This window comes from Frondihabitans sp. 4ASC-45 (assembly GCF_049472575.1).
In the GTDB taxonomy this organism is placed as follows: domain Bacteria; phylum Actinomycetota; class Actinomycetes; order Actinomycetales; family Microbacteriaceae; genus Frondihabitans.
The window spans coordinates 18,459-33,037 of sequence record NZ_JBCEBN010000005.1; the positions used below are offsets into that span (position 1 = coordinate 18,459).

At 67.4% G+C, this 14,579-nt stretch carries 12 protein-coding genes; 8 read left to right on the top strand and 4 right to left on the bottom strand.

Features of this window, described 5'->3' with window-relative positions:
- The first annotated feature begins 22 nt into the window (after positions 1-22).
- The 7 genes from VH571_RS09265 (at position 23) to VH571_RS09295 (ending at position 7,155) form a co-directional block, all read left to right on the top strand.
- Positions 23-976, top strand: a complete 954-nt coding sequence (locus VH571_RS09265; RefSeq protein WP_423264304.1) for a carbohydrate ABC transporter permease — start codon at positions 23-25, stop codon at positions 974-976.
- 2 nt (positions 977-978) lie between these two features.
- On the top strand, positions 979-1,893 hold the full coding sequence (locus tag VH571_RS09270) for a carbohydrate ABC transporter permease (protein WP_423264305.1): 915 nt from the start codon (positions 979-981) through the stop codon (positions 1,891-1,893).
- Positions 1,894-1,994: 101 nt separating this feature from the next.
- Positions 1,995-3,530 carry an alpha-N-arabinofuranosidase gene (locus tag VH571_RS09275; RefSeq protein ID WP_423264306.1) on the top strand — a complete coding sequence of 512 codons (1,536 nt, stop codon included), beginning with the start codon at positions 1,995-1,997 and terminating at the stop codon, positions 3,528-3,530.
- Positions 3,531-3,780: 250 nt separating this feature from the next.
- Entirely contained in the window at positions 3,781-4,851 is a 1,071-nt protein-coding gene (locus VH571_RS09280; protein ID WP_423264307.1) for an amidohydrolase, read from the top strand.
- Positions 4,848-6,101 carry a kynureninase gene (locus VH571_RS09285; protein ID WP_423264308.1) on the top strand — a complete coding sequence of 418 codons (1,254 nt, stop codon included), beginning with the start codon at positions 4,848-4,850 and terminating at the stop codon, positions 6,099-6,101. The genes VH571_RS09280 and VH571_RS09285 overlap by 4 nt, the downstream gene beginning before the upstream one ends.
- A gap of 94 nt (positions 6,102-6,195) precedes the next feature.
- Positions 6,196-6,960 carry a class I SAM-dependent methyltransferase gene (locus VH571_RS09290; protein ID WP_423264309.1) on the top strand — a complete coding sequence of 255 codons (765 nt, stop codon included), beginning with the start codon at positions 6,196-6,198 and terminating at the stop codon, positions 6,958-6,960.
- Between the two features lie 27 nt (positions 6,961-6,987).
- Positions 6,988-7,155, top strand: a complete 168-nt coding sequence (locus VH571_RS09295) for a hypothetical protein (RefSeq protein WP_423264312.1) — start codon at positions 6,988-6,990, stop codon at positions 7,153-7,155.
- Between the two features lie 27 nt (positions 7,156-7,182).
- On the opposite strand, the gene VH571_RS09300 is transcribed toward VH571_RS09295, so the two are convergent.
- Positions 7,183-7,842, bottom strand: coding sequence for a response regulator (locus VH571_RS09300; protein WP_423264314.1), 660 nt, complete (start codon positions 7,840-7,842; stop codon positions 7,183-7,185).
- Positions 7,839-9,557, bottom strand: coding sequence for an ATP-binding protein (locus VH571_RS09305; protein WP_423264315.1), 1,719 nt, complete (start codon positions 9,555-9,557; stop codon positions 7,839-7,841). The genes VH571_RS09300 and VH571_RS09305 overlap by 4 nt, the downstream gene beginning before the upstream one ends.
- A 155-nt stretch (positions 9,558-9,712) precedes the next feature.
- Here VH571_RS09305 and VH571_RS09310 point away from each other — a divergent pair, with 155 nt between their 5' ends.
- Positions 9,713-11,215, top strand: coding sequence for a CitMHS family transporter (locus tag VH571_RS09310; protein WP_423264316.1), 1,503 nt, complete (start codon positions 9,713-9,715; stop codon positions 11,213-11,215).
- A gap of 118 nt (positions 11,216-11,333) precedes the next feature.
- On the opposite strand, the gene nrdF is transcribed toward VH571_RS09310, so the two are convergent.
- Positions 11,334-12,335, bottom strand: a complete 1,002-nt coding sequence (nrdF, locus tag VH571_RS09315; RefSeq protein ID WP_370275181.1) for a class 1b ribonucleoside-diphosphate reductase subunit beta — start codon at positions 12,333-12,335, stop codon at positions 11,334-11,336.
- Between the two features lie 118 nt (positions 12,336-12,453).
- A complete protein-coding gene (nrdE, locus tag VH571_RS09320; protein ID WP_055963499.1) occupies positions 12,454-14,559 on the bottom strand; it encodes a class 1b ribonucleoside-diphosphate reductase subunit alpha in 2,106 nt (701 codons plus the stop codon).
- Positions 14,560-14,579 lie beyond the last annotated feature (20 nt).

Below are 14,579 nucleotides of genomic sequence, written 5' to 3' on the forward strand. Positions count from 1 at the left end.
CGACCCCAGGAGGTACAACGTCGTGACCGCCGCTCCCGCTCTCACCCGCCGCGCAGCGGCCGCCCCAGAAGCCCGACCGAAGAGGCACTCTGTGCTCTCGCGCGGCGACGGCCGCGGCGCGTGGCTGTTCCTCGCCCCGTTCGGTCTCTTCTACCTGGCGTTCCTGCTCGGGCCGACCGTCTGGATGTTCGTGACCAGCTTCTTCAACACGTCGACGGTCCGCACCGGGCTCGGGTCGTTCGCGGGTTTCGCGAACTACGCCGAGATGCTCGGTCGCGCGGATTTCTGGAGCTCGATGTGGCACACGCTGCAGTTCACGCTCTACACGACGCCGCCCCTGGTGGTCCTGGCGTTCTTCCTGGCCATTCTCACCAACCGGGTGCGCCGCGGGCAGTGGTTCTTCCGCCTCGCGTTCTTCCTCCCGTACATCCTGCCGTCGGCGACCATCTCGCTCATCTGGGTGTTCATCTTCACGCCGGGGTCGGGCCTCTGGGCGAGCGCGCAGAGCATCTTCGGCATCACTCCGGGAGCCGGCGTGCTGGCCAGCCCGAACACGGCCATGATCGGCATCGCGATAGCCACGATCTGGTGGACGCTCGGCTTCAACTTCGTGCTGTACCTGGCCGGTCTGCAAGAGATTCCGCGCGAGCTGTACGAAGCCGCCGCGGTCGACGGAGCGACGACCTGGGAGCAGATCCGCTACATCACGCTCCCGCTGCTGAGCCGCACCACGACTCTCGTTCTGCTGCTGCAGATCGTCGCCAGCCTCAAGATCTTCGACCAGGTCTACCTGATGACATCCGGCGGTCCCGGTATCTCGACGTCGGTCGCCCTGACGCTCGTCACGGGCACGGGCTTCACCGACAACCGTCTCGGCGCTGCCTCGGCCGCGTCCGTCCTCCTCCTCATCGTCATCATCGCGATCGCCGTCATCAGGCAGCTCGTCGACCGCGCGGCAGTCCGAAAGGCGGCCTGATCATGGCCCTCACCACAGCTCCCGAACGCCGCACCAAGTCGCCGCTGTCTGCGGCGGCCCCGGCGGCCCGCCCGACCGGCGCCCGCATGGGCACGAGCGGTCGCACCTTCGGCATCGTGTCGGCGATCGTCCTGACCGTCTTCGCGATCGTCTGGCTGATCCCGAGCGTCTTCGCTCTGAAGACCTCGCTGTCCGACAACGGCACCGCGGCCCTCGGTGCGAACGAGATCCTGAAGACCTGGAACCCGACGCTCCACTCCTACGCCGCGCTGTTCCAGGCCGGAGACATCTGGAACTGGTACCTCGCCAGCGGAGTCACGAGCGTCGTCACCGCGGCGATGACCGTGCTCTTCGCCTCGATGGCCGCCTTCGCCCTGTCGCGGTTGAAGTTCCGCGGCCAGAACGCCGTCTTCCTGCTGATCATCCTCGGCATCATGATCCCGAGCCAGGTGCTCATCGTGCCGATCTTTCAAGAGCTCGGCGCCGTCAACCTGCTCAACACCTACTGGTCGGTCATCTTCCCGCAGGTGCCCGCCGTCATCGCGGTGTTCATCTTCAAGCAGTTCTTCGACGGCATCCCGAGAGAGCTCGAGGAGGCGGCTCGCATCGACGGCGCCGGCCTCTGGAAGGTCTACTGGTCGGTCATCATGCCGCTGTCCCGCCCCGTGATCGCGGCCGTGATCATCCTCACCTTCGTCGGCGTCTGGAACAACCTGCTCCTGCCGCTGTTCGTCCTCTCCAATCCGAACCTGATGACCATCCCGGTCGGTCTCGCCACCGTCCAGGGCAGCTTCGGTCAGCGCTACGCCGACATCCAGGCGGGCGCCCTCCTCGCGGCTCTGCCGCTGGTCATCCTCTACCTGGCGTTCCAGCGTCAGATCGTCGAGGGGATCACGGGTTCCGGCCTCAAGGGCTGACCCCGAGTTCGATACGCGACGGGCGCAGGATCCGCAGCACCGGGATCCTGCGCTCTCGTTTCTTCTGCACCACACCACCCACCACCCACGTAAGGATCCCTATGCCCTCCGCGCGCATTGTCATCGACCGCGACTTCACGATCGGACCGGTGCCCCGCCGCCTGTTCGGCTCGTTCGTCGAGCACATGGGACGCTGCGTCTACACCGGCATCTACGAGCCGGGGCACCCCGAGGCCGACGAGCGCGGCTTCCGCCAGGACGTGCTGAAGCTCGTCAAGGAGCTCGGCCCCACGGTCGTCCGCTACCCCGGCGGCAACTTCGTCTCGGGCTACAACTGGGAAGACGGCGTCGGCCCGGTCGAGGAGCGCCCGCGCCGCCTCGACGGCGCGTGGCACACCGTCGAGACCAACGCCTTCGGCCTGCACGAGTTCGTCGAGTGGTCGAAAGACGCCGACGTCGAGGTGATGGAGGCGATCAACCTCGGCACCCGCGGCGTCGACGCGGCCCGTGAGATCGTCGAGTACGCGAACCACCCCGGTGGCACCGCGCTCTCCGACAGGCGCATCGCGAACGGTGCGAAGGACCCCTTCGACATCAAGCTCTGGTGCCTTGGCAACGAGCTCGACGGCCCCTGGCAGATCGGCCACAAAACCGCCGAGGAGTACGGCCGCCTCGCGCAGGAGGCCGGCAAGGCCATGCGCTTCGTCGACCCGTCTATCGAGCTCGTCGCGGTCGGCTCGTCGAACTCGGGCATGCCGACGTTCGGCTCGTGGGAGCACACGGTGCTGTCGCACGCCTACGACGAAGTCGACTACATGTCGATGCACGCGTACTACCAGGAGCACGACGGCGACGCCTCGTCGTTCCTGGCCTCGGCCGTCGACATGGACTACTTCATCGAGTCGGTCGTCGCGACGTGCGATGCGGTCCGGGCGAAGCGCAAGGCCAAAAAGTACATCAACCTCTCGTTCGACGAGTGGAACGTCTGGTACCAGACCGGCCTCGAGACCGACGACCAGCCCGGCGCCGTGTCACAGTCGTGGCGTGAGCACCCCCGCCTGATCGAGGACACCTACAACGTGACCGACGCCGTCGTGGTGGGCACGCTGCTCAACTCGCTGCTGCGGCACGGCGACCGCGTGTCGATCGCGAACCAGGCGCAGCTCGTCAACGTGATCGCCCCGATCCGCTCCGAAGAGAACGGTCCGGCGTGGAAGCAGACCATCTTCTGGCCGTTCGCCCGCATGGCGGCTCTCGCGCGCGGCGAGATCCTCCGCACCGCGACCACGAGCGACAAGGTGTCGTCGAAGCAGTTCGGCGACGCCGACCAGGTCGATGTCAGTGCCACGTTCGACGAGCAGAACGGTCGTGTCGCGCTGTTCCTGGCGAACCGCGGGCTCGACGAGGCGGCCGACGTCACGGTCGCGCTCAACGGCTTCGTCGGCGGCCGGGTGCTTCGCGCCGAGCTGCTCGAGATCCCGTCGGGTGGCACGCGCCTGACCGCGAACACGCTGGACGCTCAGGACGCAGTCGGCCTCGTGCCGCTCGACGGAGTCGTCGTCGACGGCTCGACCGCGACGCTGCGCCTGCCGGCTCTCTCGTGGGCGGTCGTCGAGATCGAGGTCTCGAAGGGCTAGAAACGCAGGTGCATCACGTGTAGGCCGACGGCTGCGGATCAGCATGCGCCGAGCGTAGTGCCCGGGTTCGGCGGTACCCCGACACCTCGATGCGTCTGCAGTCTGTTGGCCGTCATCGAGTGCCGCCTAATGCCGTCTGCGGCCTGGCCTCCCCGGCATATGGCGTCACTCGGGGCGCCGACGGTGACGCCGATCGGCGGACGAGCGGCCTGACGCGGACGATGTCGGCGGAGCACGGCAGGATGGAGTCATGCTCCTCACCTGCGACGACGCCTGGTTCGGCGGCTGGCGCGGGCCCAGCGCGCTGACCATCGAAGCCGGGCGGCTGCGATACGCCGGGCCGGCCGACGCGCGTGCCAGCGACCCGGGCAGCGACCCCGATAGCGACCCCCGGAGAGCAGAGCCCGACGGCCACCTCCGCGGCGTCGTGCTCGCCCCCTTCACCGACTCGCACGTGCACCTCGGCCTGATCGACGCCGGCGCCTTGGTCGCCGGTGGCATCGGGCGCGTAGTCGATCTCGGGTGGGATCCCGCGCAGGCGCAGAGCTGGCCGAGCCTCGGCGCCGACCCCGAGAGCGGCTGGCCCGAGGTGTCGATCGCGGGCCCGCTGCTCGGAGCACCCGGCGGCTACCCCAGCCGCTCGGCGTGGGCTCCGGCAGCGGCGGCCGTCGCCGTCGCAACCAGCGACGACGCGAAGCACGTGATCGACGACGTGAGAGCCGTCGGCGCGAGCATCGTCAAGATCACCCTGAACTCCGACGCCGGCCCCGTCTGGAGCGACGAGACCCTCGACGCCGTCGTCGGTGCCGCCCACGACGCCGGCCTCCCGGTCGTCGCCCACGCTCAGGGCCTCGGCCAGACCCGCCGCGCGGCCCGAGCCCGCGTCGACGCCCTGGCCCACACCCCGTTCTCGGAGCGCCTCGACGACGACCTCCTCGACGACCTCGCCCGCTCGATGACCTGGATTTCGACGCTCGCGATCCACGCCCGCCCCTCCGGCGCCAACGGCCAGGGCGGCGACGCCTACGACATCGCCGTCGACAACCTCGCCCGCTTCCACGCCCGCGGCGGCTCCGTGCTCTACGGCACCGACCTCGGCAATGGCGAGCTGCCGCTGGGGCTCAACGGCGTCGAGCTCGCGGGGCTCAGCGCCGCCGGGCTGACGCCCGACGCCGTGCTGGGTTCGCTGACGCCGGGCAGCGGTGAGCCCGGCTACGACACGCGCCTTGTGACGTGGATGCCCGATCGACCCGCGACGATCGCCGATCTGGCGACCAGTCGGATCCTGACTTTGCCCGCCCTCGTGAGAGAAGCCGAATGACGCACCCGACCATCGCCCCCGACAGCAGCCACTCCGATGAGAGCCACCTCGACGCCGCACCGCTCGACGCAACCGACCCGCTCGCGCACTTCGCCGAGCGCTTCGTGCCCGCCGAGGGCGTCGTCGCCTACCTCGACGGAAATTCGCTCGGCCGACCGCTCAAGGCCACCGGCGAGCGCATCGCGTCATTTCTCGCCCACGACTGGGGCACCCGCCTGATCCGCTCGTGGGACGACCAGTGGATGGACGCACCGACGTCGCTCGGTGACCGTCTCGGATCCTTGGCGCTCGGCGCAGCCGCCGGTCAGACCGTGATCGGCGACTCGACGACCGTGCTGCTCTACAAACTGCTGCGCGCCGCTCTCGATCACGGGCAGAAGTCGGGCCGCGATGAGATCGTCATCGACGACGACCAGTTTCCGACCGACCGGTTCGTGGTCGAGGGCATCGCGCGCGAGCGCGGCGGCTCGATCCGCTGGGTGAGCGTCGACCCGACTCTCGGCGTGACTCCCGAGCTGGTGGCCGAAGCGGTCTCCGAGCGCACGGCCGTCGTGCTCGTCAACCACGTGTCGTACCGGTCGGGCTACCTGGCCGATCTCACTGAGATCACGCGGATCGCGCACGACGCCGGGGCACTCGTCGTCTGGGATCTCTGCCACTCGGCGGGAGTCGTGCCGATGTCGCTCGACGACTCGGGCGTCGACCTCGCCGTCGGCTGCAGCTACAAGTTCTTGAACGGCGGCCCCGGCGCTCCGGCCTTCGCCTACGTGCGCCGAGAGCTGCAGGAGGTTCTCGAGCAGCCGATCCAGGGCTGGATGGGCGCCGCCGACGTCTTCGCGATGGCCGCGTCGTACGAGCCCGCGCCGAGCATCCGCCGCTTCATCAGCGGCACTCCCCCGATCGTCGGCATGCTCCCGCTCCGCGACATGCTCGATCAGATCGACGAGGCCGGAATCGAGGCGATCCGCACCAAGTCGCTCGCTCTCACCGACTACGCCTTCGTTCTGGTTGACGAGTGGCTCGTGCCGCTCGGGGTGCGTGTGGCGACCCCCAGAGACACCAGGATCCGAGGGAGTCACGTCACGGTCACACACCCGGCGTTCCACGAGATCCTGCCGTCGCTCTGGCAGGCCGGGGTGATCCCCGACTTCCGCAATCCCGACGCTCTTCGCCTCGGTCTCTCGCCGCTCTCGACCACCTTCGCCGAGGTGCGCGCTGGCGTCGCTGCAATTCGCTCCGCCCTCGCATAGGGCGCCCGTGAGACCTCAAATCTGACCGTCTAGCGGCGACAGGATCGGTTGTTTCTGAGGTCTCACGACCAGGCTCGAGTGGCACAGTGGAGGCATGACTTCCGGCGACGCCTTCGAACCCGACCAGCGACATGCAGCCAACGCGACCTCCTTCGGCGCGGCCGCCGACGTCTACGAGCGAGGGCGCCCGTCGTACCCGGCAGAAGCCGTCGAGTGGCTCCTGCCTGAGGGCGCCCAGCACGTCGTCGACCTCGGGGCCGGCACCGGCAAGCTCACCCGACTGCTGGTCGAACGGGTGCCGCGTGTCACCGCCGTCGAGCCGTCCGAGAAGATGCGCGAGACGCTCATCCGTGCCGTGCCTGGGGCGCAGGCGCTTCCGGGATCGGCCGAGCGCATGCCGGTCGACGGCGAAAGCGCCGATGCGATCTTCGCCGCCCAGGCCTGGCACTGGGTCGATCCCGAGCGCGCCGTCCCCGAGGCGGCCCGTGTGCTGAAACCCGGCGGCGTCCTCGCCCTGCTGTGGAACATCCGCGACACGAGCACCCCGTGGGCCGCGGCTCTCGACGAGATCATCGACGCGGCGTCCGAGAGCGAGCTCGAATCCGAGGATCCGCGCGTGGGCCCGCCCTTCCTCCCCGTCGAGCGGCGCGACGTCGCCTGGGTCAACCCGATGACGCACGACGAGGTCGTCGCCATGGTGGCCTCACGCAGCTACGTCATCACGCTGCCCGAGGCCGAGCGGGAGGCGCAGCTCGCCCGGGTGCGCGAACTGCTCGAGACGCACCCCGACACCGCGGGCCGCGCGACGGTCGATCTGCCGTACGTGACGCGCTGCTCGCGGGCCGTGCTCCCCGCCTGACTGCTTCAAGCCCAGTAAGGTCGCTCCGTGCCCGCTCGCCGTACTCTCGCCATCATCGGCATCGTCGTCGTGCTGGCCCTGTTCGTGAGCATCGGCATCGGGGCGATCCTCGTGGCCGGTCGCGAGTTCTCGAAGACCGACCCCCAGCGCACCGTGTCGCCCTCCCCCACTCCGACGTCGACGATGGCGCCCTGAGACCAGCGGCACCCTGAAGCCGGCAGGTCAGACGCCCGAGTAGCGGTGCTCGGGCCGCCCGGTGGTGCCGTAGTGCAGCCGCATCCGGGCCAGCCCCTCGGCCGACAGGGTGGCGAGGTAGCGCTGTGCCGTCGCTCGGCTCACCCCGACGCGCTCCGCGACCTCTGCCGCCGACAGCTCGACGTCCGGGGAGAGCACGTCGAGCACACTCCGCTCGGTCGCCGCGCGCGACGGTGATCCCGCTTTCGAATCGCCGGAGTGCAGGATCCTCAGGCCCCGCTCGACCGCCTCCTGATCGAGGGTTCCGCGGTCGTCGAGCACGTTGCGGAACCGCAGGTACGCGCGGAGTCGCTCGGCCAGCAGGTCGGCCGAGAAGGGTTTGATCAGGTAGGCGAGAGCTCCACGGCGAAGGGCCGACCGGACGGTCGCCGGATCGGAGGCGGCGCTCACCACGAACACGTCGGTGTCGAGGGTGCGGAGCAGGTCGAGCCCGGAACCGTCGGGCAGGTAGACGTCGAGCAGCACGAGGTCGACCGCTGTTTCCGCGACGACGCGCCTCGCCTGGGCCGCCGTGCCCACGGGGGCGAGTGCCCGGAATCCGGCAAGCTCGTCGACCTGCCGACGATGCAGGTCGGCCACGTAGAAGTCGTCGTCGACGACGAGGACGACGAGATCGGGGTCGTTCACGAGAGACCTCCCGGGGTCATGACGGCGACGAGGCGGGCGCAGAAGATCGCGCCGTGATCGTCGCCACCGGCGGATGCGAGCCACACGTCTCCGCCGCTGCGACGAGCCAGCTCGCGCGACAGGGGCAGACCGAAGCCGAGGCCGTGCGCGGGATCCTTCGCCCCCGGTCGGGGAGGCGTGTCGGTGGGGCCCGGCCGCCGCTCGAACGGATCCGTTGAGGCAGCACTCGGCCTGAAACCGCGGCCGGAGTCCATCACCGAGAGGTGCAGATCGGAGCCGTCGTCGAGCACTTCGATCTCGACCCACGCCGGGCTGACGTCGCCCGCTACCGCCGCGGCGACCGCGTTGTCGATGAGGTTACCGAGCACGGTCGTGACGTCGCCCGGCTCGGCGACGACGCCTGCGACGAGCGTCTCGGCACCGAGCTGCAGCAGCACGCCGCGCTCGGCTGCCTCGACGCCCTTCGCCCCGAGGAACGCCTGCAGATACGGCTCGGTCAGCCGGTCGGCGTGCTTCACGGGATAGCGGAGCGGCCCTCGCTCGAGAACGTCGGCGAGGTAGCCGCGCGCCTGCTCGACCTGACCGATCTCGAGCAGCCCCGACACCGCGTGCAGGCGGTTGGCGAACTCGTGCCGCTGAGCCCGCAGGGCCGTCGTCATCGCACCGACCGCGTCGAGCCGGCGCGAGAGCGCCTCGACGTCGGTCCGGTCGCGGACGACGGCCACGACCCCGAGATCATGGCCGTCGCGCGCAACGCGGCGCACATCGACGAGCAGCACGTGGGCGCCGACCACGAGCGTGCTGTCGCCCTCGGACGACGGCGAGCCGAGGATCCGACGGAACTCACCCGGAAGCGAGGCCTCCTCGATCGGGTGACCCGTCGGATCCTGAATTCCGAGTAGCGCGGCCGCCCTCTCGTTGCAGACCGTGACCACGCCCGTCGGTGACACCGCGAACACCCCCTCCCCGAACCCGCCGAGCACCGCCTGCTGGTTCTGCACGAGTGACACAAGGTCTTCGGGCTGGAGGCCGAGCGTGAGGCGAACCAGGCGTCGGCGGATAAGAATCGACGCGACGATGCCGATCAGAAGTGCGAGCAGGCCCACTCCGAAGACAGGAATCGCGTCGCGCATCAGCGAGTCGTACACGCGGGCTCGGGCGAAGCCGACGCTGACCTCGCCGACGGGCTTCGAGTCTGCCCCGGCACCGGACGCGTAGATCGGTACCTTTGCGCGGGCCGACTCGCCCAGGGTGCCACGATCCCACGACACGGTCTCTTCGCCGCGGAGGGCCGCTGCCGCACTCGTGCTGACGAGCTCGCCGATCCGGTCGACGTCGGGGTGGGCGAGACGGATTCCATTGTCGTCGGTGACGACGACGAACAGCGCGCCCGTGCGGCGGGCCGTGTCGAGAGCGCCCGCCTGGACGGGACCGTCGGCCAACGCCGCGCGATCGAGGTCGGTGCCGTCGACGCTCAGTCGAGCGACCTCGCTTCTCAGGTCGGTGTCGCTGGCGACGCTCTGTGCGATTGCCAGCGCTGTCGATTCGGCACCGGTCTCGAGGCGGTGCACTGCGATGCGGAAGAAGACGGCGCTGGTGAGACCGACCACGACGATCACGACGACGAGCTGGAGCACCAGCAGCTGCGTCGCAAAGCGCGCACCGCGGCGGGCGGGTCGTGCCGTCTCCGGCCTCGTCGTGTCAGCGTCGATCACGCGACCCAGCCTAGGCACTCTCGCCCCACCCACGTGAGCAGAATGCGCAGAATGCGGCCAACGCGCTGTACTCGACCAATGCGCAAAAGCACGACGCAGCCACGCGACCCCCCTAGCGTGCTGGGAGCACACCACCGGACAAAGGAGTCCTCGCAATGCTCGTCCTCCTCGGCTACGGCATGGTCATCGCCTTCATGGTGCTGATCATGACCAAGCGCCTCTCGCCCATGCTCGCTCTCATCATCGTGCCGACGATCTTCGGCCTCTTCACCGGGGCCGGTCTCGGGCTCGGCGACATGATCCTCGAGGCCATCGGCACGCTCGCGCCGACGGCGGCCCTGCTCATGTTCGCCATCATGTTCTTCGGGCTGATGATCGACGTCGGGCTCTTCGACCCGCTCGTCCGCTTCATCCTGCGGGTCACCGGCAACGACCCCGCGAAGATCGTGCTCGGCACAGCCCTGCTCGCTGGCGCCGTGTCGCTCGACGGTGACGGATCGACGACCTTCATCGTCGTCACGGCCGCAATGCTGCCGATCTACCTGCGTCTCGGCATGAGCCCCGTCGTGCTCACCTGCGTCGCCGGTCTCACCAACGGCACGCTGAACATCGTCCCGTGGGGCGGCCCGACGGCACGCGCCGCAGCGGCACTCAAGGTCGACGCCGCCGACATCTTCGTGCCGCTCGTGCCCTCTCTCGTCGTGGGCCTGATCCTCGCGTTCGGCTTCGCCTGGATCCTCGGCCTCCGCGAACGCAAGCGCCTCGGGCTGGTCGAGCTCGGCGAATCGAAGGTGCTCTCCGCCGGTCGCGCCGCCGGCCGTGTCGGGAAGTCGCGTGCTCTCACCCTGGCCGGGGGCGACGGATCCTCGATGTTCACGAGCTCGACGGTCGCTCTCGGGCTCCGCGGCGGAGTGGCCGATGGGCGTCGCGCGGGTGCCGACGGCACCGACGAGGTGGGCGACGGCGAAGGATCCGGCCCACGCGGTGAGGCTTCAGGAACCCTGGCCGACACGATGCTCGATCCCGACCGCCCCACGCTCCGCCCGAAACTGATCTGGTTCAACCTCGCGCTCACGGTCGCCGTGATGGTCGTGCTCGTGCTCGACGTCGTGCCGCTCGCCTACGTCTTCATGGTCGCGACCGCCATCGCCCTTTTGGTCAATTTTCCGCAGGTGAAGAGCCAGTCGGCCGAGATCGTGGCCCATGCGCCGAGCATCGTCGGCGTCGTGTCGATGGTCTTCGCCGCGGGCGTGCTCATCGGGGTGCTCGACGGCACCGGCATGGTCGATGCGATGGCCGACTGGCTGGTGCGGGTGATCCCCGACTCGATGGGCCCGTATCTCGCCGTCATCACCGGCGTGCTGAGCCTGCCGCTGACCTTCTTCATGAGCAACGACGCCTTCTACTTCGGCATCCTGCCCGTGCTGTCGCAGAGTGCTGCCGCGTTCGGCATCACCCCGGTCGAGATGGCCCGCGCGTCGGTAGTCGGGCAGCCGGTGCACCTGCAGAGCCCGCTCGTGCCGGCCATTCTGCTGCTGGTGTCACTCGCGAACGTCAACCTCGGCGACCACCACCGGAAGGTGCTCTGGCGTGCGGCCGTCGTGGCCTTGGCGATGCTCGCGGTGGGCGTGATCGTGGGGTGTATTCCGTTCGGCTGAGCTTGCTCGGGCTCAGGGTTCCGACGCACTGCACTACCCGACGCCAAACGGCCAAAACCACCTGCCGCGGCAGGTGGTTTTGGCCGTTTCGTGTCTTCTAGCGAAGAGAGCCGACTTGTTAGAAGTCCCAGTCTTCGTCTTCGGTGGTCTCGGCCTTGCCGATGACGTACGACGAGCCGGAGCCCGAGAAGAAGTCGTGGTTCTCGTCGGCGTTCGGCGAGAGGGCCGACAGGATTGCCGGGTTCACGTCGGTGACGTCTTTCGGGAACATCGGCTCGTAGCCCAGGTTCATCAGCGCCTTGTTGGCGTTGTAGTGCAGGAACTTCTTGACGTCTTCGGTCAGCCCGACCGAGTCGTAGAGGTCTTGGGTGTACTGCACCTCGTTGTCGTAGAGCTCGAACAGGAGATTGAACGTGTAGTCCTTGATCTCTTGCTTGCGCTCGTCGGAGGCGCCCTCGAGCCCCTTCTGGAACTTGTAGCCGATGTAGTACCCGTGCACGGCCTCGTCGCGGATGATGAGGCGGATCATGTCGGCGGTGTTGGTCAGCTTGGCGCGCGACGACCAGTACATCGGCAGGTAGAAGCCCGAGTAGAAGAGGAACGACTCGAGCAACGTCGAGGCGACCTTCCGCTTCAGGGGGTCGTCGCCGGTGTAGTAGTCGAGAACGATCTGGGCCTTCTTCTGAAGGTTGACGTTCTCCTCCGACCAGCGGAACGCGTCGTCGATCTCGGGGGTCGACGCGAGGGTCGAGAAGATCGACGAATAGCTCTTGGCGTGCACCGACTCCATGAACGCGATGTTCGTGTAGACCGACTCTTCGTGCGGCGTGATCGCGTCGGGGATCAGGCTGATCGCGCCAACGGTGCCCTGAATCGTGTCGAGCAGGGTCAGCCCGGTGAACACCCGCATGGTGAGCTGCTGCTCTTCGGGGGTCAGCGTGTTCCACGACTGCACGTCGTTCGACAGCGGGATCTTCTCGGGCAGCCAGAAGTTGTTGACCAGCCGGTTCCAGACCTCGACGTCTTTGTCGTCGTGGATGCGGTTCCAGTTGATCGCGCTCACGGCACGCACGAGCGGGATGCTCTTGCCGATGGCGTGGGCCGGGTCTGTAACAGTCATTTCAGGATCCTGTAGTCGTTATGCGATCAAAACGGGGGAAGACAACCGCGGGTGCGCCACACTCGGCGCCGCACCCGCGGCCGTCAGAGCAGGCTGAGCTCGTCAGCGTGCCGGGGCTTTACAGCATGCAGCTGACGCAGCCGTCGACCTCGGTGCCCTCGAGTGCGAGCTGGCGAAGACGGATGTAGTAGATCGTCTTGATGCCCTTGCGCCATGCGTAGATCTGCGCCTTGTTGATGTCGCGAGTGGTCGCGGTGTCTTTGAAGAACAGCGTGAGCGAGAGACCTTGGTCGACGTGCTGCGTTGCCGCGGCGTACGTGTCGATGATCTTCTCCGGCCCGATCTCGTACGCGTCGGTGTAGTAGTCGAGGTTGTCGTTGGTCATGAAGGGCGCGGGGTAGTAAACGCGGCCCAGCTTGCCCTCCTTGCGGATCTCGATCTTCGACGCGATCGGGTGGATCGACGACGTCGAGTGGTTGATGTACGAGATCGACCCGGTCGGCGGCACAGCCTGGAGGTTCTGGTTGTAGATGCCGTGCTCCATGACGCTCTGCTTGAGTGCGCGCCAGTCGTCTTGCGTCGGGATCGTCACGTCGGCGTCGGCGAACAGCGCGGCGGCGCGGGCCGTCGAGGGCACCCACTCCTGCTCGGTGTACTTGTCGAAGAAGGATCCGTCGGCGTACTTCGAATCTTCGAAGCCCCCGAAGGTGACTTTGCGCTCGATGGCAATCCGGTTGGATGCGCGGAGGGCGTGGAACAGCACCGTGTAGAAGTAAATGTTCGTGAAGTCGATCGCCTCTTCGCTGCCGTAGTGCACGCGCTCGCGTGCCAGGTAGCCGTGGAGGTTCATCTGGCCGAGGCCGATGGCGTGCGACGAGTCGTTGCCGACCTCGATCGAGCGGACGGAAGCGATGTGGCTCATGTCGCTGACCGCGCTGAGGCCGCGGATCGCGGTCTCGACGGTGCGGCCGAAGTTGTCGCTGTCCATCGACAGGGCGATGTTCATCGACCCGAGGTTGCACGAGATGTCTTTGCCGATCTCGTTGTACGAGAGGTCTTCGTTGAAGGTGGTCGGCGTGTTGACCTGGAGGATCTCGGAACACAGGTTCGACATGTTGATCCGGCCCTTGATCGGGTTGGCCTTGTTCACCGTGTCTTCGAACACGATGTACGGGTAGCCCGACTCGAACTGGATCTCGGCGATGGTCTGGAAGAACTCGCGAGCGTTGATCTTGGTCTTCTTGATGCGGCTGTCGTCGACCATCTCGCGGTACTTGTCAGAGATGGAGATGTCGCCGAAAGGAACTCCGTACACGCGCTCGACGTCGTACGGCGAGAAGAGGTACATGTCTTCGTCTTTTTTGGCGAGCTCGAAGGTGATGTCGGGCACGACCACGCCGAGGGACAGCGTCTTGATGCGGATCTTCTCGTCGGCGTTCTCGCGCTTGGTGTCGAGGAACCGAAGGATGTCGGGGTGGTGAGCGCTCAGGTAGACGGCGCCAGCGCCCTGGCGGGCTCCGAGCTGGTTGGCGTAGCTGAAGCTGTCTTCGAGGAGCTTCATGACGGGGATGATGCCCGACGACTGGTTTTCGATCTGCTTGATCGGGGCGCCGGCCTCACGGATGTTGGAGAGCGACAGGGCCACGCCGCCACCGCGCTTGGAGAGCTGCAGCGACGAGTTGATGCCGCGCGAGATCGACTCCATGTTGTCTTCGATGCGAAGCAGGAAGCAGCTGACGAGCTCGCCACGCTGCGCCTTGGCCGTGTTGAGGAACGTCGGCGTCGCGGGCTGGAAGCGCCCGGCGATGATCTCTTCGACGAGGTCGACGGCGAGCTTCTCGTCGCCCTGGGCGAGGCCGAGAGCCGTCATCACCACGCGGTCTTCGAAGCGCTCGAGGTAGCGCTTTCCGTCGAACGTCTTGAGGGTGTACGAGGTGTAGTACTTGAAGGCGCCGAGGAAGGTCTGGAAGCGGAACTTCTTGGAGTAGGCGAGCTCGTTGAGCTTCTCGATGAAGTCGAACGAGTACAGGTCGATCGTGGCCTGCTCGTAGTACTGGTTCTCGACCAGGTAGTCGAGGCGCTCCTTCAAGTTGTGGAAGAAGACGGTGTTCTGGTTCACGTGCTGCAGGAAGTACTGCTTCGCTGCCTCGCGGTCTTTGTCGAACTGGATTTCACCGTTCGGGCCGTAGAGGTTGAGCATGGCGTTGAGCGAGTGGTAATCCATCCCGCTGTTCGGCCCGGCGA